Genomic DNA, 25,703 nt, shown 5'->3' on the forward strand with positions numbered 1-25,703 from the left:
ATGGAAATTCTTCGTATTAGGACTTACGCAAAATGTGACCGAAAACCTGATTTTTGCGTAGGGGTAATTCATTAATTACCCCTACTGTCGTTGTGTTGTGCGTAAGTCCTACGTATATCAAATCATTCGTCTTGATGCCAATTTTTGTTTTTGAGATGTTCATCAACCCAATATTCATAGCCTTTCTTTAGGAAGCCTAACGGTAATGGAGTCGTGGCTAGAGGATTATGGAACAATAAGAGTGCCTTACTAATCTCTGTTGGATAATTGAAAGCGTCAACACATGAATAAATGACAGCACTTATTCCAGAATATTCTGGATTCAAAAAGGAAGTAGTCTCTATTCTTGTGCCAGATTCTTTAATTACTTCCCCTTGATACTCATAGCTGGTTCCAGTCACCTCCGAAGTCTCTCTACTCAAATGTAAAACTTGAAATCCAAAGGGTAAAAGAGATCTGACAATTCTAGGAATTTCAAGCTCAAGCCTTGCTGAAGGGACTTGAGCCGCATTGATGGCAATGATATATGGTTCTTTTGAACTAACCCAATTCTTCTCTCTATAGCGTTTGTATTTTCTACTTTTTTCGGCAAATGCATTCAGTAACCGAAGTTTTATTTGGTCGTCGGGGACAGATATTACAGCACCAATTTCTGCCTCTTGAACGGCATCATTTCCTTTCCCTGGGGATGCTGTTACAGCTTCTACCCATACTTTTGATCCATCATCAGCTTTGATACAAATGTCTGGGCCATCTCGACCACTGCTATGTTGAAGGTTCAAACCTGTCTCAAGCAATGATGCCGCCAGATAAATTTCCCAGAAACGCTGGTGAAACTGAACTGGTAGCTCTTTCAGGATATCTGAGTCAAGATATTTGTGTGCTTTTCTCCAAAGCTCTTCAACAAATATCTTGGCTTCCTGGCAATGAGAATTTATTTCATCTTTAATGGCGCAGTAAACTTCATCAGTGCCATTTGTTCTAAAAATACCGTCCGTTCCAGTCATATTTCTCTCAGTAGATGAGACAGTTAACTATTTATTATGCAGGAAACTTCCGTATATCAAACTGATATATCCAGTGAGAGAATGTGTTACAAGGATTTTGATCATAAAATCAACAAATGTTCTGGATATCGTTACTATTTAAATTTTATACTGACTTGATAAGTATATTGACTTAACTTAGGGTAGATGGATATCTAGAATTTTTCTGGATATTATCCAAAAAATCATAAGAAGAGTATGTTGTTTATTAAGTCAAAACTAAATTATCCCGATGCACCACGGTTTCTACACCTGCGTATCCCAAAAGTGTGGGAATTTCCCGCGAGTGACAACCGCGAATTTTTTGCAATTCAACGCTGCTGTAGTTGACTAATCCTCTGGCGATTTCGTTACCGTTGATATCACACAATTGCACTGCTTCCTGAGGATCAAATTCTCCTTCTACTGTTTTGATACCAGCCGCTAACAATGATTTTCCTGCTTGAGAAATTGCAGCGATCGCACCCACATCTAAATATAATTTTCCCGCAGGCACAAGACCATAAGCTATCCAGCGTTTTCTGGCTGATGTTGGTTCTGGTTGCGGTTCAAAGTGTGTCCCTAATAATTCACCTTGTAATATTTTTTCTATATTTCGGGGATATTTTCCCTCGGTTATCACGGTACGCACACCAGCAGCAGTGGCAATTCTAGCTGCAGAGATTTTAGTCGCCATACCACCTGTACCCCATTGGGAACCTTGAGTACCTGTTTGGATTTGTAATTCTGCTAATTCTTTAATGCTACTCACTAAAGCGATCGGTTGAGCATCCGGCACAGAACGCGGATCAGCGGAGTATAGCCTATCTACATCGGTGAGCAAGAATAGCCAATCTGCTTCTACTAAGCTAGCGACCAATGCCGAAAGGGTGTCATTGTCGCCAAATTTCAGTTCATCAACTGCTACCGTATCATTTTCATTCACCACGGGAATCACTCCCAGTCCCAGCAGTTCTTGAAAGGTATTGTAAATGTTGAGATAGCGGCTACGTTGCACTAAGTCGCTGCGAGTTAGCAAAACTTGGGCAATGGGTTGTTGCAGGGTAGTAAATAAATCGTCATACACCCGCATTAGTCTACCTTGTCCGACTGCTGCAACTGCTTGTTTGAGAGCGATCGCTTTGGGACGTTCAGTTAAGCCCAACCTAGCACAACCAACCCCCACAGCACCAGAGGAAACCAAAATCACGCGATGGCGCTGCTGTCTTAAATCAGAGAGTGTTTCCGCTAAAGTCGCAATGGTGGAAAGCGCTAGTTTTCCAGTTGCTGGTTGCGTCAGGCTAGATGTACCGATTTTGACGACAATTGTTTTTGTCAAGGGTCAAGGGTCAAGGGTCAAGGGTCAAGGGTTAAGGGTTAAGGGTCAAGGGTCAAGGGTCAAGGGTTAAGGGTCATAACTCTAGCCCTTTCAATGTGGTGAAATTTGGAACGAAAAAACGAAAATTGGTTATTTCAACCTTTAAAAATCCCAAAATCTGAGCGGATAACTCAGGATGATCACACTAAAACAACGTATCTTCGTTTATCACCTTGAAAGGGCTAGTAATCTGTCAGGGTTGAAATGAGGGACTGTAGTGTGAGCGTCTCGCTCACGCGGGCTTTTCGGCCCGCACTACCAAAAACCCCTCAAAACAAAATTGACAAACCACTAGGTCATAACTCTTAAATTTGGACTTTGGACTCTTGACTCTTGACTAAATTGTAAAGCGCCAGTTCTTCTATATGTGAAGGCTGACGCTCTACGGGTTTATGTTTATTTTTTATGAGTTAGGGTCTTTATTTTGCTGAACCCCATGTTATTAATACTTATGATCCCCGATTTTTGCTATGAATAAAGATTTCTTAATTATTTCTTTAGATTTACTTTTTTGGTGATTTGTTACTTTTTGTGAATTTTTGTGCGCTTGGGGGTAATTGTAGCCCCTAGGATTTCCGATACCAAGACTTCAAAATTCCGGATGGGATGGGAGCGGAGAACAGCATCGGGATGGATAATTGGCTCGACTAAGATGGTAAACATCCCCAAGCGATTACCAGCCAAGACATCGGTGAATAAGCGATCGCCTACCATCCCCACTTGATGAACTGGTAACTCCATAGATCTGAGTGCAGCCCTGATTTTGCGTCGTGAGGGTTTGGCGGCACCCAGATAATAAGGCAAATCGAGCGATCGGGCGATGCCACCAATGCGTGCTTCACTTAGGTTATTACTTACCAACCACAAAGCAGTGCAGGCGCGGATTTGCTCTACCCACTGTCGTAGTTCTGGTGAAACCGCCCCTACTCTCATGGGTACTAAGGTTTCATCCACATCTAACACCAGCCCCCTAAGCTCATATCGCTGGATAATATCTGGTGTTAAATTCAAAACTGAACCTTTCAAAATCAAATCCGGCTGTAAAAGATTGTTCCAGGGCATAATCGAGAAATAAAAGTCAGAATTCAGAATTCAAGAAACGCGATTAATCGTGTAAAAGAGTCAAGAGTAGAGACGCGATTAATCGCGCACAAGAGTCAAGAATTATTCTCCTACTCCTCTAGTCCCTCATATTTTCAGTTACTAGCTACTAATCCCTAGTCCCCGTATCAGCGGACATGATTAATAAATCACCTGCTACAACGGCTGCTTGACTCTTGGTAAATGCAAAAGGGTGGATCTTGTTTGCGATTATAATTAAAAATTCCTAATTAAAAATTTAAAAATGTGACATTTTAATTTTTAATTTTTAATTTTTAATGCTACTCAACCTCATTAAAAAGGTGTTCTTCTAGCAACGGCTGTACTTTACGAAACTCTTCTGGAGAGAGTAATTCTGGTAAACCTGCTTTTGATATACGTGCAAAAAACAGCAGTGGATCGAGGGGGGTATAAATTGCATACTCTTGTTCTTCATCGTAGAAGCTAGCGAGTAGCTGTAATTGCTCCGGCTCTAAATCTGCTTCGTCATCTTCAATTTCTAAGGTGAAGAGTTCTGACTCTTCTACAGGTGGCAAATCACCTGCAACCGTTAGAGCATAAGCAGTATTCTTCAAGATCAGGTTCTGCTCAGATAGTACTGCTTGAGCAGTGGCAAAAATTGTGTCAATGGTGTCGTCATCTTCTACTAGAACAGCTTCTTCCTCTTCACCCTCACCTTGCCAAGCAAAAATCTCTACAGGTGAGTCAACGGGGAGAAGTAATACGTATTCTTGACCATCCACTGCGAGGGAATGCTCAATGTAACATTCGAGGGTTCGCCCTTTGTCGTCGGTCAAAGTGATGGAACCCGAATGAGCGTGATCATTTTCTTCAGGAAATTCAGAGGAAAACATAGCCGAAGTGTGGAACTTTATAAATACCAGCGACGTTGTCAATCGCTTAACTATTTAATAACAGATAATGTCAAACAAATAGCTTTAGACTTACATACAACCGCTGGGGAATAGTTTTCAGAATATCATGTTAAAAGGTATCAATACTCAACAGCTACCACTGAGCTATGAAATTTAGCCCGTCGGATATCTAGCCATTGTTGCAAAATTAGAGATGCTGCCTTGCGGTCAATTAAAGCTTTATGCCTTGAGGGGGAGCGCTTTTCAGCTATTAGCAGTTGCTCTGCTTGGTATGAAGTTAATCGCTCATCCACATATTCCACAGGCAGTTTTAGCGCCTTAGCCAGTCTAGTAGCAAACTTTTGCACTTGTCGCGCCTGAAACCCCAAGGAACCATCCATTGAATAAGGCAAACCCATAACTAGTATTTCCACCTGGCGCTCATGCACTAGCAGGCGTAGCTGCTCGACATCTTGCTCAAAAGATGATCGTTCAATTGTAGTGATTCCTGTGGCAATCAAACCCGTGCGATCGCACCCAGCAACACCAATCCGCTTGCGACCGAAATCTAATCCCAACGCTGAAATCAACGGTCTTGGTTGCTCTTGGGGTGTCATACTACTGCTCTGGCTGTGCATCTGCTGATTCAGGCTGGCAAGATGCTTCCATGTTACAGTTTTTGCCGCTGAAGTTTATCGGTTCCGATTTTGCTGGTACTGGTCTTTCTGGTGCTGGCTGTTGTTGTACTTGTTGTACCCATGACATCCCGCCGGGGATCGGTTTACGAGCCGGTTGTAGACCTTGCAAAACTTCCGGCCACTGAATCCCTTCTAAGGAGACAAATTTAGACTCACGGAGTTTATGCCAAACTGAGCGCGACATGATTAGGGTATGTTCGATGCGATTGGCTCCAATACTTTCTAAATACTCTTCTCGCTCTGGCTGATAGTCTGAGGAAGCCAGTTGTAACCCTTGCTGTGGAAAATCTTGAGCAATGCGAGCCAGTTGGGATAATAATTCTGGATATAGCCAAGTGTAGGCAGGGTGAACGGTGAGCGTTGCTACGTGGGGCGCAATACCCTTACGGTCAAGTTGCACCTGAAAATGTCCGATCGCGGCTTTACGTTGGGGTTCAAATACATAGCCACTCACGACTTCTGTTTTAGTCACCCACTGTTTGACAGCATCGGTTAAAACGCCAAACAAACTGGTTTTAAAATCGCGGGTGTTGCGGTCAAATACCTGACGCACCAAAGGAGGCATGGATGCCGTATCTAATTGATAGAGTAACTGGGCATCAGCATTACTGACAGGCAACAGATTAGGTAGGTCTGGCTCTCCCTGTGCCAGTTCAGACAACAATTCTGGGGAAATTTCCCAATATGTCATTTCTGCTAGCCGCTGAAATCCATTTTGTCGATACAGCGCTAGGGCTTCCATGTCGCTGACATTAACTTCTAGTATCCATGTACGCGCTTCCAAAACCGACTCAAAGCAGTGGCGCATGAGTTGCGAGCCAATCCCCTGCTTATCGGCACCACGCTCTAGCATTACTCGGTCAATGCGCCAAGTACTGCGCGTCCGGTTAAACGGTGACACTTGAATCATCCCCAGTAGCGTCCGTCCTTGCTCTGCTACATAGGAACAAAATAAGTACTGTAATGGGTTGGGAATCCAACTCAAACATTTGATGAACCCATACCAGCGACGCAGCCATTGCATCTGGCGTACGGCAAAACAACCTCCCTTGGGAGTGAGGGCTGCGAATGACTCTTGAGTTAGGCGTTCAATACCGTCCAGATCCCGATATTGGACTGGTCGAATAACAACGCTGAGATTTCGTGGAAGTAATGAAGTCATTTTGATTCGAGCCGCCATCTAGCCTTAACTAACTGCCTTTGCTGAGTAGGTGTTGCAATAACAATTTTAACGGCTTTCCGTTGCTTGCTATTGCTTCAAAAGAGTGATTTTCTTAACCTGATACTTAAAAAATGTGAAAAAAGCAGACTTTCTGGGAACGTTATGGAATGTTGACCCAATCATAGCCTGCTTTTATTTTATGTGAAATTAGATTAATATTTGTATCTTTTACAGCCCTTGCCGAGAAATTAGCTTTTCAAAGTTAGCTTGAGTTTGATGGAGTAATTGTTCTCGACTACCTTCTTGGGTCTGTTTGAGAGATGGAACCAGATTGCGAGCTTGCAGAGTCATGTGTAGCTGTAAATGGGCAACATACTCACTAAAATCATCGTTTGCTGCACTTACTGCACCAGTGCCCGTTAGTAAATTTGATTCCATTGCCACTTTCCTCTCCTCTTTTAATCTTATGCTATTGCTTCACATGAGTAGAACTTATCATGTTGTTGAGAATAGCTTTTTAATTTGCAATGAAGTTTAACGGTTCTTAGGATTGTGGATGGGGAATGAGGAAAGTTCGTGATACTTAATTTAACAATATGAAACTTCAACTGCACCCAGAGTTAACAAATCTGATTTTGGTACTTCTGTCAAGCCCATAACTTGATATTGGCAGCCAGCCGATTTCAGTCACAACTATAAAAATGTTTGGTATGATTAAGAAGTGTTAAGCAATTCTCATTTAGTTAATCATCTTGAGTCATTAGTCTAAAGACTGACTACTGGCTCTTGAATATTGGCAACTTCAATAATCTCCAACAATCAAACACAGACTATGACTTTATCGATTAGTCCCGATATGAATTCTGTTGCTCAAGTAGTTTCATCTTTATCTACTCAGCAGTCACCAACGGTAACGGAAGCAGAAATGGTGCAGGCTGTACGTACGTTGCTGCTTGGATTGGGAGAAAATCCTGACCGTGAAGGGCTAAAAGATACACCTAAGCGAGTTGTCAAAGCTTTAAAGTTTCTGACTAAGGGATATAACGAATCCCTAGATGAACTGCTAAATGGAGCAGTTTTTACAGAAGATGCCAACGAAATGGTATTGATTCGGGACATTGATATTTTCAGTTCCTGTGAGCATCATATCTTACCAATTATTGGTCGTGCTCATGTTGCATATATTCCCAATGGGAAGGTGATTGGTTTATCTAAAATTGCTAGGGTTTGTGAAATGTATGCACGACGCTTGCAAGTGCAAGAACGTCTGACTCTGCAAATTGCTGATGCGCTGCAAGGGTTACTCAAACCCCAAGGGGTAGCAGTAGTGGTGGAAGCAACTCACATGTGTATGGTGATGCGAGGTGTACAAAAACCAGGTTCTTGGACTGTCACCAGTGCTATGCGCGGTATATTTGCAGAGGATGCACGAACCCGCGAAGAGTTTATGAATTTAATCCGACACAAATCTAATTTTCGTTAGACAGAAACTATGGGGCGGGGAAACCCCGCCCCAACGGGAATTATGGGTATTTTTTATGGAAAACTTATGGTGTGGCGATCGCCAAATCTCAAAAACACAGTTTGGATATTAAATCAATGTTAATTGTTGAGTTGGGGTGTAACTTGGCAAAACTCGATTGATTTTGGCTGTGTTGAGATTCAGATGGCGTTCTAACACCGCAGAAATCACATCCCGAAAATCGGTGGTGATTGCTAAGTCTCTCCCTTGGTAAAGTTGCGCTGTCGATAAACCAGGCCATTTTCCGTAAACTTTACCACCGCGAACTTTACCACCCAATACCCACATGACATTTCCGTGTCCGTGATCGGTACCACCGTTATTATTTTCGTTGACTGTGCGACCAAATTCGGACATGACCACAATTACTGTGTTGGCATAAACAGACCCTAAACCTGTCACCAAAGCAGTTAAACCATCACCCAACTTCCTTAAATTATTAGCTAAACTTCCCTGGCTTCCACCCTGATTGATATGGGTATCCCAACCACCCAAAGCCATAAATCCTAGCTCAATTCTAGGGTCTTTGACCATGAGTTTTGCAAGTTTTTGGGCATTACCAGCAAAGGTGTTGGGTAAAGGCGCACCATTATTGGCCATTTTCATTTCGCTATCCAGGTCACTCATTAAAACCTGACGTGATATTCGTCCTTCACGATAAGTTTGACTTAGTTCATCTTTACCGCTGTAGAGTCGATCAAATGCGGCTCCAACTTGTGGACGATCTAGAGAACTTTTGGCATCTCTACCTAATGCTACATTAGCTACTGGCATCCGACCAGATAAAATATGCGGTGTCGTTACACCTAAACTCACTGCTTGAATGGGTGTATTGTTAGACATCACACCTAGTAAACGATTCATCCAACCATCGGCAGTATTTTGTTTACCAGGGATACCGCTTTCCATGTAATATTGAGCATCGAAGTGGGAGCGAGTCTGATCAGGAGAACCACAAGCATGGATAAATGCTAGGTTGCCTTGCTGCCATAGGGGGATGAGGGAGGATAAGGCTGGATGTAATCCAAAACGTCCATCTAAATCTAAGACTCCCCCGTCTTTGCCTGGTTGGGGAATGGCAATTCTCCGTCGTGCTTGATAGTAAGCTGTCTCTGAGTAGGGAACTACTATATTTAAGCCGTCCACTGCGCCGCGCAGGAAGATGACAATCAAACGCTGCTGATTACTTTTTTGGGTGGCGGATCTAGCAACCCAAGCATTGCTGCTGAGAGTGGCGATCGCCGAAGCTGAAAACATGCCAGCTTGAATGAGAAAGTTGCGTCTGTTCATAATTTAGGGACTGATGACTGTTAACTGATAACTGATTTCCTAACGCCGCATAAATTCTGGACTACCCAAGATTAATGCTGCATGGAGATTGGGGGGGCTGGAGGCGATCGCACTTTGGGTTTTAGCTGAAAAGAAATTACCTAGTGTATTCGCTAGCTGTAAAGCATCCACAGGCTGAGTTGGACTGATTTGGTTATTTTTATTTTGGTTATTGGGGATTTCCGCTAGGGGTACACGTCCAGAAGCGATCGCTGTGGCAAAGTTGAGGCGGCGGTTTATGGCTTCAGGATTTAACCATGTATCTTCTGTGTTTTTATAACCATCTGGAGTGCGACAACCGTAGAGGGGCATTTCCAAATTTGTGAGAATTTGGGATATTGGTCTGGTATTTTTCACCTCAACACCTGTAGCCCGTACTGCCGAAATTGCGTATTGTAGTGGTGTTTTAAATTTGGTATTAAAATTTTTCGCGTCCCAAAACTCAGGACTGTGAAATAAAGTATCAAGGACAGTACGAATATTGCCATCAGTGGCGATAAACTTCTGGGTGAGACGTTTGACCAAAGCATCCGGTGGGCGATCGCTGATGAAGTACTGGGCTAATTTGTAGCTAATATGACGCGCTGTAGCCGGACTGCGTGCCAAAATATCTAGGGCTGCTTCTCCTTCTGCTTCACCACTACCTTTGATGGTATGTCCTAGGAAAACTTTGTCGCTCAAATCATGACGTTTTGGGTCGAAGTAAAATAAGGAACTACCATTTGTCTGCTGATTGAGACGACTTAATCCCCAACCAGTGAAAATCCGTGCTAACGCAATGACATCTTGCTGGCTGTAGCCTCCTTTGACACCCAGAGTGTGTAATTCCATCAACTCACGGGCGTAGTTTTCATTGACAGTTTGTAATTTTCCCTTGGCGTTGGGTCGATTGTTAACTTGATTTTGCCAGTTATCTAAATAAACCAGCATGGCTGGATGGTGGGCGGTTGCTCCCAATAAGTCACGAAAGCGACCTAGGGCATAGGGTCTAATCGCTTCTTGTTCATAGGCTCCTACCAAATAGCGATCGCGTCCTTTCTCTGAATAAACGTTGAAGTGGTTATACCAAAAGTCCACCATCACCTCTTGGAGTTGTCGAGGACTAGCAGCGCTTCTGAATAACCTTGCTTGGACAGCCTCTTGAAAAATCTGATCAATTTTCTTTTGGGCAGCTTTTTTTTCTTCTCGGCTTGGTTTTGGCTGAGGTCTAATATATTGTGAGATTTCTACCGTATTTAGCCGGAGAGTTTCTAGCTGTGAAATTTGGCTAGTCAGACTTTGCGGCTCCGAGATGGTATCTGGCGAAAGTTGCTCTTTGATGTAGCGGTCTACACCCATAGACTTCACCCGTTGCATATCTCCGGGGCGAGGCCCAAAACTCAGGCGATTAATGACATGTATTACTTTTGGGTCAACAGATGCGGGAGCTGCACTACTAGGGTCAATTCCTCCCACTAATATCAACAGCGATAATACCCAGAATTTAGGTTGCACAATCATAAGCTTTTGGCGACGATTAGAGAAAATTTATTGTTTGTACATCCGCTCGGCAAACTTCTGTCGCTGCTCTGGAGTTAAGATTTCCCGAATAGCCAAGGTATTTTCAAACTGGACATCGGCGAGTTGTTGTTTGAGTAACTTGAGTTGATTATATTTCTCGCTGACCTTTTCCTTAGGGGCTTTCCCCGCCAATAGGTCGCGTAATTCTAGCTGAACTCGACGTACAGGCTCTCTCTTTTGTACTATTTGGTTTTTAGATTGATTACGAATATTTTTAATCTTTTCCGTTTGCTCACGTGTCAGATTCAAATCCTTGAGCCACCCTGTTTGACGCTGGGGCTTTTGAGGTGAATTTGTTGGGGGAGTTTGGGCTAAAACCTGGAGAGGTGACAGTGCAGGCTGGGCAAAGATGTTAGCACAACCGAAGACAATAACTATAGTTGCAGCGATCGCCACACGACGTAGAAACATCAAACTGACCTCCTAAAACTAGTCATTACTGAAATTTGTAAAATGCCACACATAGCTCTCTGTATGTTCACTGAGTGTACCTTGCCAATTATTTTCGATGAAAGTCTCCAAAGAAGCCAATTCAGCGGCACTGGGTTGAGCAGGCACTAAACTACGGTGTATCACCACAGTAGCCAATAATCCCGCAGCAATCATCGGCGGAACTAACCAAAATGGCGATCGCTGACGGCGGGATTGTACTGATGAAGCTTGCACCTGTTGTAAAATTTGCTGTTCCAAATTAGCAGCGGCTGGGGGAACTTGAGGGCGATGTTGACGAAGAAAATTAACTAGGTCTTTGTCATCGTTGGGAAATTGATTCATAGCTGCACTCCTTGTTGCTGGAGAAATTGACGCATACCAGCACGAGCGTGGAATAGGCGTGACTTGACGGTTCCTAAAGGAATATCTAAGATTTCTGCAACCTCTTTTTGAGGTACTTCTTCTAAGTCATGCAAAACCAGTATCGTCCGATGGTCAAAGCTTAAGTTTGCTAGTCCCCGCTGCACTAAGTCTTGATAATGCAAATCCATCAGATCTAGCGCTTGCTGTTGGGTAGAAGACTTTTCAGTCAGGCTTTGTAATTGATTTCGCCTTTGCACAGACGCCTGTCGTTGATCAGTCGCCAAGTTCCAAGCAATGCGGTAGAGCCAGGTAGAGAATTTGGCCGTTTGGCGAAACTTGGGTAATCCTTTCCAAGCTCGCAAAAATACCTCCTGCACTAAATCATCTAAGCTGGATGGTTCACACAGTTGATAGAGGATGGATCTCACACGTTGTTGATGGCGACGGTAAAGCTGTCCGTAGCTGTGGGTATCACCTTGCAAGCACTGCTGTACCAAATAACCATCACATTCGCTCGTGGATTTGTTTGGGAATTGACCGTCCTTTGAGACTCTTATGGGTACAACTAACACCTGAAGCGTTTTCCTCCATCTGTCTTGTTGCTTGTAGTTATTAGACCGGATGGGTGAGATAAAGGTTCAAAGTAGTCCCAAGGAAAAATTTTCAGATGCTGATGTGCTTGACTGAATTAGGGTAATTAGGAGTCAGAATTTAGGGACTTCCAACTAAAAAAATATCCTATCGCTATGTAGGCAGGGGGGCAGGGAGCAGGGGGCAGGGGGAGAAAGAAAAATATTATCTGAGTAAATTTGGATAATTTATTTTCTGGAAGTCCCTTAGGAGATTTCCAGATGAGATTGTCGGTGAACCGTAGGGGCTAACGGTCATCTTCAGCAAACAATTTACCCACTTCCGCCAAATCCACATTTCCACCACTAATAATTACACCAATCCTCGCTCCTGGTGCTGTGATTACACCTTCTAATAAAGCGGCGGCTGCTAATACCCCTGTGGGTTCAACGACGATTTTCAGGCGTTCCCATAACAAAAACATGGTGCGAAGAATTGCGGCTTCTGATACTGTCACCATGTCATCGACATAATTTAATACTAGGGGAAAAGTAATTTTACCTAAGCTGGGAGTGCGTGCGCCGTCGGCGATGGTGTTGGGATTGGTGACAGTTTGCAAAGTTTTGCTGTGAAAGGAACGGGTAGCATCGTCTGCTAGTTCTGGTTCGACTCCAATCACTCTACAGTTAGGTAAAAGTGCTTTAGTGGCGATCGCACTACCGGAAATTAATCCACCACCCCCACAACAAACCAATATTAAATCCAATTGCCCCACCGCTGCAATCAGTTCTAATGCCGCCGTACCCTGTCCCGCCACTACATGGGGATGATCATAAGGCGGAATTAGCGTGAGATGGCGATCGCCTGCTAAACTTTGAGCTAATTCTTCCCGATTTGTGGTGTGTCGATCATACAAAATTACCTCAGCACCATATCCACGAGTCGCAGTTTGCTTGACAAATGGTGCATCATTAGGCATAACAATCGCAGTGGGAATATTTAATAGTTTTCCCGATAGGGCGATCGCTTGTCCATGATTTCCCGAAGAAAAAGCCAGAACACCCCGTTGTTTTTCTAAACTAGATAGTTGCGTGAGTGCATTGTATGCACCTCGGAACTTAAACGATCCTGTGCGTTGGAAATTTTCGCATTTAAAAAACACCTGGCTATCGGTGCGTTGATTGACAGTTGTGGAAGTTAGTACAGGTGTCCGATGAGCAATCCCAGAAAGGCGCTTTTTGGCTGCTTGTACATCATTTACAGTGATAGCGTTATCTTGTTGCATTGATGGAAGTCTCGAAAATTCTTGCGGCTTATTGCGGATAAATCGCTACTAATTCCTGGCTGATATGATAGGCGATCGCATTCTTATATAGGAATCCGATTTGATTATTGAAAAAATCTCAGTATTTGTAGTATTTGTAGGGTGGGCAATGCCCACCAAAACCATGATACGGTGGGCAATTCCTCTCAACGCGGGAAACTCCTCCGGATTCGGCAGTCCACCCGGTGCTTCAGATGCACGTGTGGCTGCGCTCACCGCGCACGAGGGTGGCTCCCCTACGTGTATTTCAGAAATCAAATATAAGTCCTATAGGAAAGGAGAAAAGAGAGATGAGGGAAAAATAATTCTTGACCAATGGCAAAATTCTTTACTCCCTAAACATACTTCTGGGTAAACTCAGTCATCAAATCTACCCTTCCTTTACGTAGCATTGCTGGATCTAATCGTTCCGTCGTATTGCAAGTCATCAAGATAACTAAACGCTGTTTAATCTGAATCCCAGATTCGTCAATTACACTTTGGTATAAAGTTCCATCTAGCAAACTCAAAATATGCTCTGTTCTGTTGTTGTATTGCGCTACTTCATAAGCACGATTTTGAGCTAAGTTATCAGCCTCATTGATAATGATGCAAATCCGCTCTAAATAGGTGGGTGGCACAAAGTTAGTGATGGCATCATGATCCAAAATAAAAATTACATACCCCAAGGGCATGAGAATCTCTTTGGCTACAGCCTGAGTCCATGCTGTTTTACCTGTACCCGGTTCTCCATGTACCACCACAGCTAATTGATTTTGATTGAGAATTGCCTGCTGTACTGTGTCAGTAAAGTTTTGAATATCTGTAGGAAATGTGCGGATTGGGAATTGACTATGCACTTTGCCTACACGACTTTGATATCCACTTAACATGACTGCTAAATCATAAGTCCCTTTATTAATGAGAGGCGCGAGATTTTTCGCCATTAAAGTATATTGTCGTCGCCCGCGATCGTAAGGGTCAATTTGTAACCAAACATCATATTTAACCCAGTAAGCATAAACAGTATTAATAACTTCTAATCGTTCCCAATTGACAAACTTTTCTACGGGAAAATAAAAGTCTCTTTCAGAGTAATACTGTGTAATAATATCAGGGCGTTCTAATAATTTTAAAACTCGTAATACAGTAATTTCTTGCAGTCGGTTTAGTACATATTCAATGGGAATACTCTGACGGCTAACAAATTGTGTAATCGGTGTTTCTGTACTCAGAACGTCTTTGTAACGGTTATCTGGTGTCAGTGGATCTGGGGTAATATAGTTCCAAAATTTCTCTAATTCGCCACGAGTATAATCTGAAGCGACATTCAACAAGTTTGCCCACCAACTATAATCTCTTCTTCCTAAAGCATCAGCATAATAACTTGCGAGATTAATACCTTTTTGGGTTAATTCCTGCGTGTCATGAAACAGAATTTGACCAAAAAATCTCCAATCAAAGTCACGGTGAAATGGTCGCCAGCCACTGGAAAGTAAATTTTGACGGTTGTTATTTGCAGAATTGCCTTCGTTATTTCTAAAATCATCAAAATTCATATTTTTATTGCTGTGGCGATGGTTGTTTTATTCTGTCCTGATAATCGTAGCGAATTGTCTTGAGAAAGACTCTGCGTTAACAAACTCTACGATTTTAGGTAATACGCTACTTAGGAGATTTGAAAGCTTCGGCTCCGCTTGAACATTGAGCGCAGCCGAGATGTTAAAAAGTTTTCTCGTAATATAATCCACTTATCCGCAATTCGCCAGAGTAGAATTGTCTACTACCGGAAAGTAGCTGTTTTAGTGAGTTGGAAATTATGTATAAGATCAATCTTAAATTGCGTAGTGGACTGACACGACTAAAATGATGCATAAAGTATAGCTCTTGTGGGGTGGGTAATCTCCCCTCCAAGAATAGCTAAAACACCGGTTATACAAGAAATGTGCCTTCTTTAGCAGTGCCTATCTTCTATCTATGTCAAAAATGAAATTTAATGATTATGTTAGTTACATTTAATATACTACAGATATACTACAGAAAAGTCAAGTATCTCGAAAATTTTTGCGTATACCCTGTGATAAAAAATAAGCAATATTTATGCAATCACTGAGTATCTCGAATTGCTATAACTGAGAATAGAAAGAGTATTCGAGGTTTAGCTGATATTTTGTTATACAGCATTAACAGTGATGAATATAACACTGTTTATTGAGCGATAGGGCGTAGCTTGTATCTTTAACTTCTGGATATATCTGTAATAGTAGGGTTTTTACTGTCTTAAATTTTTAGATATTAAAGTTAATATAAAGTCTGTGGGAAAAAATTCTGTAATTTTGCTTATAATCGAGGGGTGTCTGCTAAGGCTATCTGATTAAGGTTTTCTACCATCGAAGCTTGTTTTGTGTAGGCCAAGATGATCAACTCAACAAAAGCGAAACGAGCCAATCTTAAATAAGTGCGTTATTGCTGTTTGCCCCCTGAATGCCGCGTCTGCTTTTCAAGCAAGACGGTGAATCCCAATTAAATCTTCTGGAGAAGAGATGTATTTGGCACATTCATTCATGAGTGATGAGAAGAAGCAGGACTCTCAACAGCCTTTAATTTTGGCTGTTGAGGATCATGATGATAGTCTATTGCTGATTAGTTATGCTCTTGAGTCACTTGGCTGCAGATTCATTTGTCAAACAAATAGTACAACGACGGTGCTAGTGGCGAAGGAGTATCAGCCGGACTTAATTATGTTAGATATTTTGTTGCCAGGTCTGAATGGAATCCAAGTGGTGCGTCATCTGAAGCAAGAACCACTGACTAGGGATATTCCTGTATTGGCAGTTACTGCTTTAGCTACTAGGGAAGATCGAGACCGGATTCTGAAGGCAGGTTTTAATGACTACATCAGCAAACCCTATATGATTGAGGATTTAGAAGCTGTAATTCGCCGTTTGCTCTGTGGGAAACTCAAGGCTCACACAGCTTTTGAGTTATGTCAAGAGTAGTTTGTCAGTGGTCATCCGTCAACCTTCCCATTTATGTTTCCTTGGGTAGTCGGACTGTAAAGATGCTACCTCGACCTAGTTCGGAAGTGACTTCAATTTTGCCACCATGTGCTTCTACAATTCTGCTTGATAGATGTAATCCTAAGCCACTACCGGAACGTTTATTTCTACCTTGGCGGAATCGCTCAAAAATAGTTGTCTGATCTTCTGGAGCAATGCCATATCCTGTATCTGCAACTTCAATTGTGAGCCAATTTTGATCTGTAGGATTAGCTGATTGTTCAAAAATGCGAATTTCTACACCTCCTGTATCTGTAAATTTAATGGCATTACCGAGTAGGTTGTTCAAAACTCGGCGAAATTCTAAGGGGTCACCCATTAAGAAACCAGCTGTTTCTCCTTGTTTGTCTAATTGATGGACATCTAGTTTGAGTGTTAAATTTTTCTCACTAGCAAGGGGAGATAGTTCGCTGACTACTTCTTGAGCTATTTCTCGTAGATTGCAACTTTCCCAGTTTAATGTTTTTTTACCTGCTTCAAAGCGAGAGACTTCAAGGAGGGTATTGACCATCTGGGTCAAGTTTTGGTTACTGCGAATCATGACACTGATGGCTTGCTTCATTTCTGGTGAAATCTTGCAGAAAGTTTCTTCCAGAAATAAAGTGAGCATCCTGTCTGCGGCTACTAGGGGAGTCCGCAAATCGTGGGTGAGACGTGAAACAAAGTCTTCTCGCTGACGGGTCATTTTTTGTTGTTCGTCAAGACTATGTTTCAGGCGCAAAAGCGATCGCACTCTGGCGGATAATTCGTCAGTGTCAAATGGTTTGCGAATAAAATCGTCAGCCTCAGCGTCTAAACCTTCAGCCACACTAGCTTCATGAAAAGCAGTGATCAGCAAAATGGGAATATAGCTTTTAATCTCAGGATTATTGCGGATGCGGCGTGTGACTTCGTAGCCATCCATACCTGGCATCATCACATCTAGGAGAATCAGGTCGGGTGGAGATTGGGCGACATATTCTAAAGCTGCTATGCCATTTTCTGCTAAGTCAACCTCATAACCCTCACTCTCTAAAATTGTTTGCACTAAAATGAGATTGTCTTTAGTATCATCAACGGCGAGAATACGATCAATCTTAGAATTTGCGACAACAGACATGATTTATCAACTTTTGGGAGATTAATTTATAGTTTGAAGTTGGGATAACCGACGGGTGCTTTATTAGTAGATTGAGGATGAGGCTGATGAGGGTTCTGAGTAGAGCAGAAAATCTCATCGTTATCCAAGTATAAAGCTGGATTATCGCCGCCTGTAGTTGGTAATTTTACCTGACGTGGCAACTCAATTTTAAACATAGAACCAACCCCCAATTGACTTTCGAGAATTATTTTGCCGCCCATCATTCGCACTAGCGAATCGATAATTGCTAAACCCAGTCCTGTGCCGGGATATTTGCGGGTGATGCTCTGATCGACTTGTCGGAAGGCTTCAAAAATATATTTAAAATCTTTAGCAGCTATACCAATACCTGTATCCCGAACTGCGATCGCTACTCGATTACCAGGAAGTTCGCTGACTTCCACCCAAATCCCCCCAGAGTCTGTAAATTTAATAGCGTTGGAGAGGAGGTTAACTAAAATTTGTCGTACACGAACTGAATCATTAAAGACTAAAGGATTTTCTAAGTCTGTTTGCACTACCAAAGATAGCTTTTTTGCCTCTAGTAAAGAACGCATTTCGGCGACAGTGCTATTGATGACTTTTGATAGATCAAATAATTCTGGCTTTAATTCTAATCGTCCTGTTTCTAACCGGGAAAAATCGAGAACTTCGTTTAACAACATCAGCAGGTTCTTACCATTGTTCAGGATACGCTCAACCATATCTGTTTGCTGATTGGTAAGTTGACCAAATTTGGGACGCAACAAAATCTGGGAGAACCCAATAATCGCGTTCATCGGTGTTCGCAACTCGTGAGACATAGTGGCTAAAAACTGTGATTTTAACCGAGACGCCTCCAATAGCTTCAAGTTTTGCAGATGAATCTGTTGTCTTTGTCTTTCTAGTTCTTGATTTTTCCGCATGAGAAGTTCATGACTTTCTCGGAGTTGCTGATTTGCTAAAGCTACTTGCATTTCTGCATGGTGTACCCGCAGTGCATGTCGCAAAACCTGGGCTAGTGTTTCTGAGGAGACTCTAGATTTAGAGAGGTAGTCTGTAGCACCAGCTTTCATCAACTCTACAGCGATTTGTTCATCTCCTTGACCAGTGAGGACTACTAAAGGAATTTTAATTTCTGAAGAGCGTAGCTTGTGAATCAGAGTCAAACCATCCTGATCTGGTAAACGATAGTCGAGGAAAACGCAGTCATAGTTGGTATTCGCAAGAGCGGAGATAGCATCATTGCCATTTCCTACCTCCGACAATTCCATCTGTACACCTGCCTTAGTCAAGGCTCGACGGACAGTCATGCGATCGACTTCATCGTCGTCTACAACCAAAATTTTCAGCGTTTCTTCCATCGGCTTTTATTTTCGCTGTCAAATACAGGTTGATGTGTAACATTGCTCTGTTCAACTATCCAAATAATAAAGGGGTATTTAGAACACAGGCAATTGATTGGGGTAGAAACAGTAAGCGGGCAGTTAAAGACTAATTGCCCATGCCCAAAGATTAACCCTGATCAAATCATTAGCAACTCAGAAGCTGACAACAATTTATTATTCACCGAAGTAGACAGACTTAAACTACGGTAAAATAAAATACTTATCAAGCTTCAACACAATTGTAAATGAGTGGATAAGCAGCCGTCCTCAGTCATTGGTGAGAGTTGCACACGAACATTGTGCGCCGTGAACTTGAGCAAGTTTGCTCATCGGGGTGCTTGGTCCAGATCAAGCGAAAAGTGCTTTCAGTACCTAGGGTGGATGCCAAACTGATCGTACCTCCTACTTTGGCAAAAATTTTCTCAGCGATCGCCCGACTGATGTTATTATGGAATGCCATGAAGGGCTGAGTGACAAAATCAACGGTAGAAACGCTGTCACCAGCAGCCAAAACATCGGCTTTGCTAAAAATCAGGAGCCAGAATATGGAACTATCATGAATTCTGAATGCTGACTCCCCCATCAATAACAACCGCCAGATAAATTCAAATACCTGCCTTTGAGTGGCACCAAATCCTATTTTACTTTCTTCTATGTCAGCTTCGGTTTGTTCTATATTGTCCATTTTTCAAAGCTTTTTCCCAAGCCTTATAAAAGATGCAATTAAATCAGTGAACATTGATCACGGTTTCGTCCTGGGATTTAACATTTCGACTGTAGCTCGCTTCCCGCAGGGTAACCCACCAATTTGCAGAAACTGGGCAATTAGGGACGAAAATTCTGATCCTGACTATGGATCACACTGAGGATGCAGTACTAGCTGCTTTTGCGGCTGGGGCAGACTCATATTATATGAAAGAGACGAGTATTAATAAGTTAACAGAAGCGATCCAAGCAACTCATGCAGGTAACTCCTGGATTGATCCAGCGATCGCTAATGTGGTGCTACGCAAGATGCGCCAAGGTTTCCCCGGTGAGGTGCAGTCAGGTGATAAGCCAAAAACTGTGAAAATCGAGGCGCTAGCGACGGAGTATGAACAAGTTTTAGAGACTTATCCTCTAACTCAACGGGAACTCGAAATTTTGGAGTTGATTGTTGGTGGGTGTAGCAATGGGCAAATTGCTGAGAAACTATATATTACAGTTGGCACAGTTAAGACACATGTGCGGAATATCTTAAATAAACTCTGTGCTGATGACCGGACTCAAGCTGCTGTTCGCGCCTTACGTTCTGGGTTAGTGGGTTAAATGGGGATGGGGATTCCCTATTCCCTATTCCCCATACCTAATTTTTCCTGCAAACAATCAGCAATTCGTCTTGCGGCTCCTGGTTTACCCATGCGCTGTAAACCATTGTGAGCAATTAGTTGTAAGCTGTCAGGATTTTTGAATAGTGATTGCACGACTTTGGCAACTTTTCCTGGCTGGTCTACTAAAATTAGGGATGGGCCTAAAAGACGGCTTTGAGCTTCAGCGAAGCTGGGATTATATTGGGGGCCATGACCTGGAATGGCGATCGCCGGTTTTCCTAAACCCACAAATTGCTCTGTTGCTGTCCCTGCCATAGCGATCGCTAAATCTGCCAAATGCAAGCAGTTGTTATAGGCTTGTTGCGTCACTATTAAATAGGCGTTTTTTTGTTTAAATATCAAAGCATTCGCATCATCAAGTGCAATAGGAGACTCTGAATCAGGTCGCCAGCCTTGGATTTTCAAAGTTTGACATAAAATATTGCTATCCAAACCGGGAGCGATCGCCCCTAAAAACACCAATGTACCAGAAGTGTGAAAGACAGAATCGCGCTCCCGAAAACTAGCTATCAATGCAGACACCGCCACCAAAATTAATTCCCAATTCCTATAGGCCTCTGGTGGACGAGAACCAGGAAGCAGCGTCACAATCAGAGGCCGAGTTATTTCTTGCTGTTGAATATCCGCACTATAAAAGCGTTGGGTGGGAAACGTCGCCTCCAAACCATCCATCATCGGATTACCCAAATCAAAAGCCGGAATTGGCCATTTTTTTAAAAAATTTGTCGTTAATGTATCCCTAGGGAACACCGCCTGACAACGGCGGCGACTCATCAACCATCGTTCCCAAGGATGGTAAATAGAACCAGAAAAGTTTTCCCAACTAGCACCTTTAGTTTTACGTGGTATTAAACCGACTTCATCTCGCACATAATACTCTGATTTCGCCGTACCAACAAAAGCATAATTAGCACCACTGAAAGTTGCAAACAACAGCGGTATGATATCTCCCACGGCTAAGATAGCGCTTTGATTACCTAATTGTTGTTGATATTTGACCCAACGACGTACAGCTTGAATCTGACTCAGGGTAAGTTGTAATAAACCGCCACGGACATCTCTAACAAGCTGGCGTCCCCCATCCATATAAATAAAACCACCAGAAGGCATAGCGCGTACCGCACCGATGAGGGGAATATTCAACTGTTGATAAGCACGTCCTTCACCTACCAATGGTAAAGCACAGATATCTGGTGGGTTTGCTTGTTGCTGGAGTTCCTGCAAAATCCGCACAGCAATGATATCCTCTCCATGTCCATTGCTTAAAACGAGCAACTGCAAACGGGAAGAGGTGGATTGAGGGTTAGATGCTAGGGATAACTGGGATACATCATTCATATAACCTTTTAGTATAGTGTGCAAACCATGCACCTTAAAATACTACATTTTGCAGTGCGGAATATGGACTGCAACAATCTAATTACCTCTACGGATATAGCGTTTCTCACTCCAGTAAGGTACGGTATAAAATAATTAAACGCAGATAAACGCAGATAAACGCAGATAAATTTGTACTTCAGTAGCCTAGGAAAGGCTATACAGTCATTGACTTATCAACACTTGTCGTTTAATTATAGCTTTACTACTCTTCAAGTCGATTTGATCGCAGTCGCAATCTCTGCAATGAGAGCTAGAAACAGGTGTAGCCAATTATATTTATCTTTTTACCAATTTTTATCCATCAGAGATTCAAATTCGGCTTTTAAAGCTTTGATATCTGCGATTCTTGCCACTAGTAAATTATCCTGACCGGCATCATTTAAGCGTAATTTCCAATAACTAATACTTTCTGAGTTATCCAACCAAAACTGAACTACAGTATCTACTACTTGATCCAAATTCCAACCCCATTTTGCTGGGACTATTTCCACAGATTTGATGAATGCATCTAGTGTGCAAGTATGAGTACTCAAGTATTCCACTCCTTGATGTTGTGGTTGATTTATACTTTGCTGTTGGTGATTAAAAAAGTTCAAAACTGGGGATATTCCTACAATGTCAAATGTGTATTTCATACCAGTCCTCCAATTGTTAATCGGTTGTATATCAGGTTGGTTTTATAGAAAAGTTACCTGGGAAAAACTCCTGGGATTCGATTTGAAAAAAGTAGGGCGATCGCACATCGCGATAGGTGTTTAAGCTCTGTTGAAAATTAGCACTTGCGACCTATGAGTGCTAATTTTGATTCAATTGTGTGATGTATTATTAGATAGTTTCAGGCATTATATCAGGAGAATAAATTATTTTTAATATTTTTTTTAACTATGGTTAATGATTGCCAGTATCAACTAGAGCCAGGGCGAATGGAATTCACGGCTACACAGACAAAGTCCGCCTCCGCGGACTCACAATAAATTAAGGTTTTTAACCCACGGAGGCGGTCACTGAGCTTGTCGAAGTGTGGGTTTTGTTTATGTAGTTGCGGTTTCTAACCGCCGATTTCACTACGCCCCTACGGTGAAATGAAGAGGTTTTAAACTTTAATAAACCAGCGTTGTCGATACATGAAGACGCCGACTAATAACCAGAACAGAACGGTGACGATGCCAAATAAGAGCGAACCATTGAACGTACCCGCCCAAGATGCGAAAACATTTTGATAAATCCAATTGTAAGTACTGGGTGCAGTTTCTCCAGTGCCGATATTGGTTTTAGCTAAAACTTTAATTAGCAAGACAGAAGCAACAAAAAGAGCGATCGCATTTAGTCCCATAATTTCAAAAGGCTTACTCCAACGTCGGATCAGCCGCACTTCGATCAGTTCGTAGCAAGCAGCTAGCAGCAACAAAGCCCAACCACTGCTAAAAACAACATAAGAACTCGTCCACAACTTTTTGTTAATGGGAAATGTCCACCCCCAAGCCCAACCAATAATTAAGCAACCAATGCCAAATAATGCTAATCCTATACTTGTGCGCGATCTCACTGGTTGCGATCGTATCCACAATCCTGCAAAGTATCCAGCCAGGACGCTAACTATAGCGGGAATAGTGCTAAACAGTCCCTCTGGATCTCCCATAAAGTTAAATTTATCCCCCTTATATAGATGCGCTTTGGGTATAATCAAGCGGTCAATATAAGCCCCTAAATTGCCTTCCCGTGTCAGAACTCCCGCACCATGACCGGGAACTGGTAGATACATCATCGTCAACCAGTAACCAATGAGTAACACTGCAGCCAGTATCCATTGTCCTTTACGTGGTAGGTTGAGAACTGTAACAGAGGCGACTAAATAGCTCAAGCTAATCCGCTGCAACACTCCCATCAAGCGAATGCTACTTAAGTCAAAAGTCCACACACCTTTATTCCAAAAACCGTTGAGTAATAAACCCAACGCCAACAGAATTGCGGCGCGGCGTAAAATCCGCCAATAAACAGAAGAATTAGGTTTATTACCTTCGGTATACTTTGACAAAGAGAAAGTCATTGCTACACCGACAATGAATAGAAAGAAGGGAAATACTAAGTCCGTGGGTGTACAGCCGTTCCATTCAGCATGGTCTAAAAGCGGATATTTATCATCCGCGACTCCCACCATATTGACGAGAATCATAGCAGCGATTGTGATGCCGCGAAAAACATCAAGAGAAGTCAGGCGCATAGGCGATATTTTTTATTTTTAATCACGTTTTCTAGACCAATGGCAAGTGCCCCTAATTTACACTTAAGTGGGAGCGGCACAGCATGAATGTCTCTAGAATCTTACATTGAAGACCTTGAGCGGGATACAAAAAACCAAACAGGCGACTATTTTGCCTATGTGATGAAAGGTAGTAAAGAAGAAGCTGATACCTACCATTTAGTCACTTGGCAAGTTTGTATCCCCCAAGATAATACATATGAGGCTGTAATTATCAAATATTACGCACCTATTAACCATTATCTGACTCTCAAAAAATATTTTGGAGAAGATAGCGCGCAGGAATATCTTGATGAAATCAGGGCTAGGAATGCAGTTGTTAATGCACGAGCTGAAGTGTTGGATTAAGTTGTTAGACTAGATGATGTTTTTGCATAATTTTAAACCTTGAATTGGGAATTTTTTAGCAACTATGGCAATTAAAGTTGGAGATACTGCTCCCGATTTCTCTCTACCTGCTCAAGATGGCTCGACTGTGAGTCTCTCACAGTTTCGCGGGCAAAAAGCTGTTGTCCTCTATTTTTATCCGAAGGATGACACGCCAGGATGCACGGCGGAATCGTGTGCTTTTCGCGATCAATATGAAGTGTTTAAATCTGCTGGTGCTGAAGTGATTGGCGTGAGTGGTGATTCTAGCGCGTCACATCAGCAATTTGCTACCAAGTACAATTTACCTTTTACTCTCTTGAGTGATCAAGGCGATCGCATACGCAAGCTTTATGGAGCGACTGCGGCTTTTGGTTTGTTCCCAGGGCGAGTTACTTATGTGATTGACAAACAGGGGGTTGTACAGTATGTGTTTGACTCAATGTTCAATTTTAAAGGTCACGTTGAGGAAGCGTTGACAAAGTTACAAGGTTTGGTAAGTAAGTAATATTTTTTTAACGCAGAGGGGCGCGGAGGTAATCGCAGAGGAACGCAAGAGTAATTACTCTCTGTTCCTCTGCGTTTTAATTAGGTTTTATTGGAGTGTGACTTTTCTGGCATGATGATATTAGCTTGGACTGCTTTACCGTTTTTGCCGTTGCTATGGCCGTTGGTGTGGCCATTGTTTTGGCGGGGTTGAATTACACCATAACCGCCGTGGTTGCGTTCATAAATGACGTTGATTTCTCCGGTTTCTGCGTTGTGGAACATATAAAAGTCATGTCCGACTAGTTGCAGCTGTTCTAAGGCTTCTGCCAGAGTCATAGGTGGCATGGAAAAGTATTTGGTGCGGACGACCTCGTTGGGTAGTTCGGGAGTGCGATCGCCTATTAAATCGGCTGCTACTGGTTCTGGGACTAATACATCTGTTGTGGGTGGAGACTGAGTGATTTTATCTTGTCGCCTTTCCTTATATTTACGCAGTTGACGAGCAATTTTATCTGCAACCAAGTCAATACTTGCGTATAAGTTTTCGCTGCTTTCCTCAGCACGAATGACGCTACCATTTGCATAAATAGTGACTTCAGCCGCTTGTCTAGTATTAATTCGGGGATTGCGGGCTACGCTAAGGTGAACATCTACTTCATTGGTGATGTTCTGAAAGTGGTTAACTGCCTTTTCTATTTTTTGATGCACATATTCCCGAATTGCATCGGTGATTTCAATATTTTTGCCGTGGATGACAAGCTTCATGTAAAATCCCCCGCTAAATATATGATGTGAAGTTGTTTGGAGTGAAACGAAGTTGCGGTAAGGTCTATCACTGCCACCAAAACAATATGCGAAGTGTTTCTCTTTACTGCTGGTGTACTTAAAATCATGTTTTGTTAACACCCATCTTTTTTATTAAGTTCTCTATCTCTGCACCACTCTCTAACTGCTTGTCAGGCAATTGGATAACTATACAGAAAACGTGAGTAAGG

25 protein-coding genes and 1 pseudogene are annotated in these 25,703 nt (G+C 42.5%); 5 read left to right on the forward strand and 21 right to left on the reverse strand.

Annotation, left to right across the window (positions count from 1 at the left end):
* Positions 1–122: 122 nt before the first annotated feature.
* From CAL7507_RS03330 to CAL7507_RS03360, 7 genes are all read right to left on the reverse strand, one after another.
* The gene (locus CAL7507_RS03330; RefSeq protein ID WP_015127013.1) at positions 123–1,007 is read right to left on the reverse strand and encodes a hypothetical protein; all 885 of its coding nucleotides are present in this window, start codon (positions 1,005–1,007) and stop codon (positions 123–125) included.
* Between the two features lie 247 nt (positions 1,008–1,254).
* Entirely contained in the window at positions 1,255–2,364 is a 1,110-nt protein-coding gene (gene proB / locus CAL7507_RS03335) for a glutamate 5-kinase (RefSeq protein WP_015127014.1), read from the reverse strand.
* A gap of 561 nt (positions 2,365–2,925) precedes the next feature.
* On the reverse strand, positions 2,926–3,465 hold the full coding sequence (locus CAL7507_RS03340) for a YqeG family HAD IIIA-type phosphatase (RefSeq protein ID WP_015127015.1): 540 nt from the start codon (positions 3,463–3,465) through the stop codon (positions 2,926–2,928).
* 320 nt (positions 3,466–3,785) lie between these two features.
* Complete coding sequence (locus CAL7507_RS03345) at positions 3,786–4,358, reverse strand: DUF3727 domain-containing protein (RefSeq protein WP_015127016.1); 573 nt, start codon at positions 4,356–4,358, stop codon at positions 3,786–3,788.
* A 140-nt stretch (positions 4,359–4,498) separates the two neighbouring features.
* On the reverse strand, positions 4,499–4,975 hold the full coding sequence (gene ruvX / locus CAL7507_RS03350; RefSeq protein WP_015127017.1) for a Holliday junction resolvase RuvX: 477 nt from the start codon (positions 4,973–4,975) through the stop codon (positions 4,499–4,501).
* 1 nt (position 4,976) lies between these two features.
* Positions 4,977–6,236, reverse strand: a complete 1,260-nt coding sequence (locus tag CAL7507_RS03355) for a GNAT family N-acetyltransferase (RefSeq protein ID WP_015127018.1) — start codon at positions 6,234–6,236, stop codon at positions 4,977–4,979.
* 210 nt (positions 6,237–6,446) lie between these two features.
* Positions 6,447–6,656, reverse strand: coding sequence for a hypothetical protein (locus CAL7507_RS03360; protein WP_015127019.1), 210 nt, complete (start codon positions 6,654–6,656; stop codon positions 6,447–6,449).
* Positions 6,657–7,050: 394 nt separating this feature from the next.
* Between CAL7507_RS03360 and folE the strand changes: the two genes are divergently transcribed.
* A complete protein-coding gene (gene folE, locus CAL7507_RS03365; protein WP_015127020.1) occupies positions 7,051–7,701 on the forward strand; it encodes a GTP cyclohydrolase I FolE in 651 nt (216 codons plus the stop codon).
* Between the two features lie 108 nt (positions 7,702–7,809).
* Here folE and CAL7507_RS03370 read toward each other — a convergent pair whose 3' ends face one another.
* The 7 genes from CAL7507_RS03370 to CAL7507_RS03405 form a co-directional block, all read right to left on the reverse strand.
* Complete coding sequence (locus tag CAL7507_RS03370; protein WP_015127021.1) at positions 7,810–9,030, reverse strand: DUF1501 domain-containing protein; 1,221 nt, start codon at positions 9,028–9,030, stop codon at positions 7,810–7,812.
* A gap of 39 nt (positions 9,031–9,069) precedes the next feature.
* On the reverse strand, positions 9,070–10,569 hold the full coding sequence (locus tag CAL7507_RS03375; RefSeq protein WP_015127022.1) for a DUF1800 domain-containing protein: 1,500 nt from the start codon (positions 10,567–10,569) through the stop codon (positions 9,070–9,072).
* 27 nt (positions 10,570–10,596) lie between these two features.
* Positions 10,597–11,040 carry a Spy/CpxP family protein refolding chaperone gene (locus tag CAL7507_RS32615; protein WP_015127023.1) on the reverse strand — a complete coding sequence of 148 codons (444 nt, stop codon included), beginning with the start codon at positions 11,038–11,040 and terminating at the stop codon, positions 10,597–10,599.
* A gap of 18 nt (positions 11,041–11,058) precedes the next feature.
* Entirely contained in the window at positions 11,059–11,403 is a 345-nt protein-coding gene (locus CAL7507_RS03385) for a hypothetical protein (RefSeq protein ID WP_015127024.1), read from the reverse strand.
* Entirely contained in the window at positions 11,400–11,921 is a 522-nt protein-coding gene (locus CAL7507_RS03390; RefSeq protein WP_236556861.1) for a sigma-70 family RNA polymerase sigma factor, read from the reverse strand. Before CAL7507_RS03390 ends, CAL7507_RS03385 begins: the two co-directional genes overlap by 4 nt.
* Before the next feature lie 380 nt (positions 11,922–12,301).
* Positions 12,302–13,279, reverse strand: coding sequence for a threo-3-hydroxy-L-aspartate ammonia-lyase (locus CAL7507_RS03395; protein WP_015127026.1), 978 nt, complete (start codon positions 13,277–13,279; stop codon positions 12,302–12,304).
* 374 nt (positions 13,280–13,653) lie between these two features.
* Positions 13,654–14,856: an AAA family ATPase gene (locus tag CAL7507_RS03405; RefSeq protein WP_015127028.1), complete on the reverse strand. Its 1,203-nt coding sequence runs from the start codon at positions 14,854–14,856 to the stop codon at positions 13,654–13,656.
* A 984-nt stretch (positions 14,857–15,840) separates the two neighbouring features.
* Here CAL7507_RS03405 and CAL7507_RS03410 point away from each other — a divergent pair.
* Complete coding sequence (locus CAL7507_RS03410; RefSeq protein WP_015127029.1) at positions 15,841–16,296, forward strand: response regulator; 456 nt, start codon at positions 15,841–15,843, stop codon at positions 16,294–16,296.
* A gap of 31 nt (positions 16,297–16,327) precedes the next feature.
* Here the strand turns inward: CAL7507_RS03410 and CAL7507_RS03415 are convergent, their stop codons facing one another.
* From CAL7507_RS03415 to CAL7507_RS03425, 3 genes are all read right to left on the reverse strand, one after another.
* On the reverse strand, positions 16,328–17,455 hold the full coding sequence (locus CAL7507_RS03415) for a cell wall metabolism sensor histidine kinase WalK (RefSeq protein WP_015127030.1): 1,128 nt from the start codon (positions 17,453–17,455) through the stop codon (positions 16,328–16,330).
* Between the two features lie 26 nt (positions 17,456–17,481).
* Complete coding sequence (locus tag CAL7507_RS03420) at positions 17,482–18,819, reverse strand: hybrid sensor histidine kinase/response regulator (protein ID WP_015127031.1); 1,338 nt, start codon at positions 18,817–18,819, stop codon at positions 17,482–17,484.
* Positions 18,820–19,114: 295 nt separating this feature from the next.
* Complete coding sequence (locus CAL7507_RS03425; protein WP_015127032.1) at positions 19,115–19,528, reverse strand: hypothetical protein; 414 nt, start codon at positions 19,526–19,528, stop codon at positions 19,115–19,117.
* A gap of 125 nt (positions 19,529–19,653) precedes the next feature.
* Here CAL7507_RS03425 and CAL7507_RS03430 point away from each other — a divergent pair.
* Positions 19,654–20,151: pseudogene (locus tag CAL7507_RS03430) on the forward strand (LuxR C-terminal-related transcriptional regulator); the annotation flags it as partial.
* Between the two features lie 17 nt (positions 20,152–20,168).
* Here CAL7507_RS03430 and CAL7507_RS03435 read toward each other — a convergent pair.
* From CAL7507_RS03435 to CAL7507_RS03445, 3 genes are all read right to left on the reverse strand, one after another.
* On the reverse strand, positions 20,169–21,551 hold the full coding sequence (locus CAL7507_RS03435) for a lipid-A-disaccharide synthase-related protein (RefSeq protein WP_015127033.1): 1,383 nt from the start codon (positions 21,549–21,551) through the stop codon (positions 20,169–20,171).
* Between the two features lie 326 nt (positions 21,552–21,877).
* A complete protein-coding gene (locus CAL7507_RS03440) occupies positions 21,878–22,228 on the reverse strand; it encodes a hypothetical protein (protein WP_015127034.1) in 351 nt (116 codons plus the stop codon).
* A 458-nt stretch (positions 22,229–22,686) separates the two neighbouring features.
* Positions 22,687–23,814, reverse strand: a complete 1,128-nt coding sequence (locus CAL7507_RS03445; protein ID WP_015127035.1) for an acyltransferase family protein — start codon at positions 23,812–23,814, stop codon at positions 22,687–22,689.
* Positions 23,815–23,901: 87 nt separating this feature from the next.
* On the opposite strand from CAL7507_RS03445, the gene CAL7507_RS03450 reads away from it, so the two are divergent.
* Both CAL7507_RS03450 and CAL7507_RS03455 read left to right on the forward strand, forming a co-directional pair.
* The gene (locus tag CAL7507_RS03450) at positions 23,902–24,201 is read left to right on the forward strand and encodes a hypothetical protein (protein ID WP_015127036.1); all 300 of its coding nucleotides are present in this window, start codon (positions 23,902–23,904) and stop codon (positions 24,199–24,201) included.
* Positions 24,202–24,265: 64 nt separating this feature from the next.
* Positions 24,266–24,727 (forward strand): peroxiredoxin, encoded by a 462-nt coding sequence (locus tag CAL7507_RS03455; protein WP_015127037.1) that lies wholly within the window; start codon positions 24,266–24,268, stop codon positions 24,725–24,727.
* A gap of 80 nt (positions 24,728–24,807) precedes the next feature.
* Here the strand turns inward: CAL7507_RS03455 and hpf are convergent, their stop codons facing one another.
* The gene (gene hpf / locus CAL7507_RS03460) at positions 24,808–25,473 is read right to left on the reverse strand and encodes a ribosome hibernation-promoting factor, HPF/YfiA family (RefSeq protein ID WP_015127038.1); all 666 of its coding nucleotides are present in this window, start codon (positions 25,471–25,473) and stop codon (positions 24,808–24,810) included.
* Positions 25,474–25,703: the final 230 nt, after the last annotated feature.

The sequence above is a fragment of the Calothrix sp. PCC 7507 genome (assembly GCF_000316575.1).
GTDB lineage: Bacteria > Cyanobacteriota > Cyanobacteriia > Cyanobacteriales > Nostocaceae > Fortiea.

Excerpts from the sequence above, each read along its gene's own strand:
- CAL7507_RS03330 (WP_015127013.1), bottom strand. The coding sequence starts at position 1,007 with ATGACTGGAACGGACGGTATTTTTAGAACAAATGGCACTGATGAAGTT.
- CAL7507_RS03340 (WP_015127015.1), bottom strand. The coding sequence starts at position 3,465 with ATGCCCTGGAACAATCTTTTACAGCCGGATTTGATTTTGAAAGGTTCA.
- CAL7507_RS03345 (WP_015127016.1), bottom strand. The coding sequence starts at position 4,358 with ATGTTTTCCTCTGAATTTCCTGAAGAAAATGATCACGCTCATTCGGGT.
- ruvX (WP_015127017.1), bottom strand. The coding sequence starts at position 4,975 with ATGACACCCCAAGAGCAACCAAGACCGTTGATTTCAGCGTTGGGATTA.
- CAL7507_RS03355 (WP_015127018.1), bottom strand. The coding sequence starts at position 6,236 with ATGGCGGCTCGAATCAAAATGACTTCATTACTTCCACGAAATCTCAGC.
- CAL7507_RS03360 (WP_015127019.1), bottom strand. The coding sequence starts at position 6,656 with ATGGAATCAAATTTACTAACGGGCACTGGTGCAGTAAGTGCAGCAAAC.
- folE (WP_015127020.1), top strand. The coding sequence starts at position 7,051 with ATGACTTTATCGATTAGTCCCGATATGAATTCTGTTGCTCAAGTAGTT.
- CAL7507_RS03370 (WP_015127021.1), bottom strand. The coding sequence starts at position 9,030 with ATGAACAGACGCAACTTTCTCATTCAAGCTGGCATGTTTTCAGCTTCG.
- CAL7507_RS03375 (WP_015127022.1), bottom strand. The coding sequence starts at position 10,569 with ATGATTGTGCAACCTAAATTCTGGGTATTATCGCTGTTGATATTAGTG.
- CAL7507_RS32615 (WP_015127023.1), bottom strand. The coding sequence starts at position 11,040 with ATGTTTCTACGTCGTGTGGCGATCGCTGCAACTATAGTTATTGTCTTC.
- CAL7507_RS03385 (WP_015127024.1), bottom strand. The coding sequence starts at position 11,403 with ATGAATCAATTTCCCAACGATGACAAAGACCTAGTTAATTTTCTTCGT.
- CAL7507_RS03395 (WP_015127026.1), bottom strand. The coding sequence starts at position 13,279 with ATGCAACAAGATAACGCTATCACTGTAAATGATGTACAAGCAGCCAAA.
- CAL7507_RS03405 (WP_015127028.1), bottom strand. The coding sequence starts at position 14,856 with ATGAATTTTGATGATTTTAGAAATAACGAAGGCAATTCTGCAAATAAC.
- CAL7507_RS03410 (WP_015127029.1), top strand. The coding sequence starts at position 15,841 with ATGTATTTGGCACATTCATTCATGAGTGATGAGAAGAAGCAGGACTCT.
- CAL7507_RS03415 (WP_015127030.1), bottom strand. The coding sequence starts at position 17,455 with ATGTCTGTTGTCGCAAATTCTAAGATTGATCGTATTCTCGCCGTTGAT.
- CAL7507_RS03420 (WP_015127031.1), bottom strand. The coding sequence starts at position 18,819 with ATGGAAGAAACGCTGAAAATTTTGGTTGTAGACGACGATGAAGTCGAT.
- CAL7507_RS03425 (WP_015127032.1), bottom strand. The coding sequence starts at position 19,528 with ATGGACAATATAGAACAAACCGAAGCTGACATAGAAGAAAGTAAAATA.
- CAL7507_RS03435 (WP_015127033.1), bottom strand. The coding sequence starts at position 21,551 with ATGAATGATGTATCCCAGTTATCCCTAGCATCTAACCCTCAATCCACC.
- CAL7507_RS03440 (WP_015127034.1), bottom strand. The coding sequence starts at position 22,228 with ATGAAATACACATTTGACATTGTAGGAATATCCCCAGTTTTGAACTTT.
- CAL7507_RS03445 (WP_015127035.1), bottom strand. The coding sequence starts at position 23,814 with ATGCGCCTGACTTCTCTTGATGTTTTTCGCGGCATCACAATCGCTGCT.
- CAL7507_RS03450 (WP_015127036.1), top strand. The coding sequence starts at position 23,902 with ATGTCTCTAGAATCTTACATTGAAGACCTTGAGCGGGATACAAAAAAC.
- CAL7507_RS03455 (WP_015127037.1), top strand. The coding sequence starts at position 24,266 with ATGGCAATTAAAGTTGGAGATACTGCTCCCGATTTCTCTCTACCTGCT.
- hpf (WP_015127038.1), bottom strand. The coding sequence starts at position 25,473 with ATGAAGCTTGTCATCCACGGCAAAAATATTGAAATCACCGATGCAATT.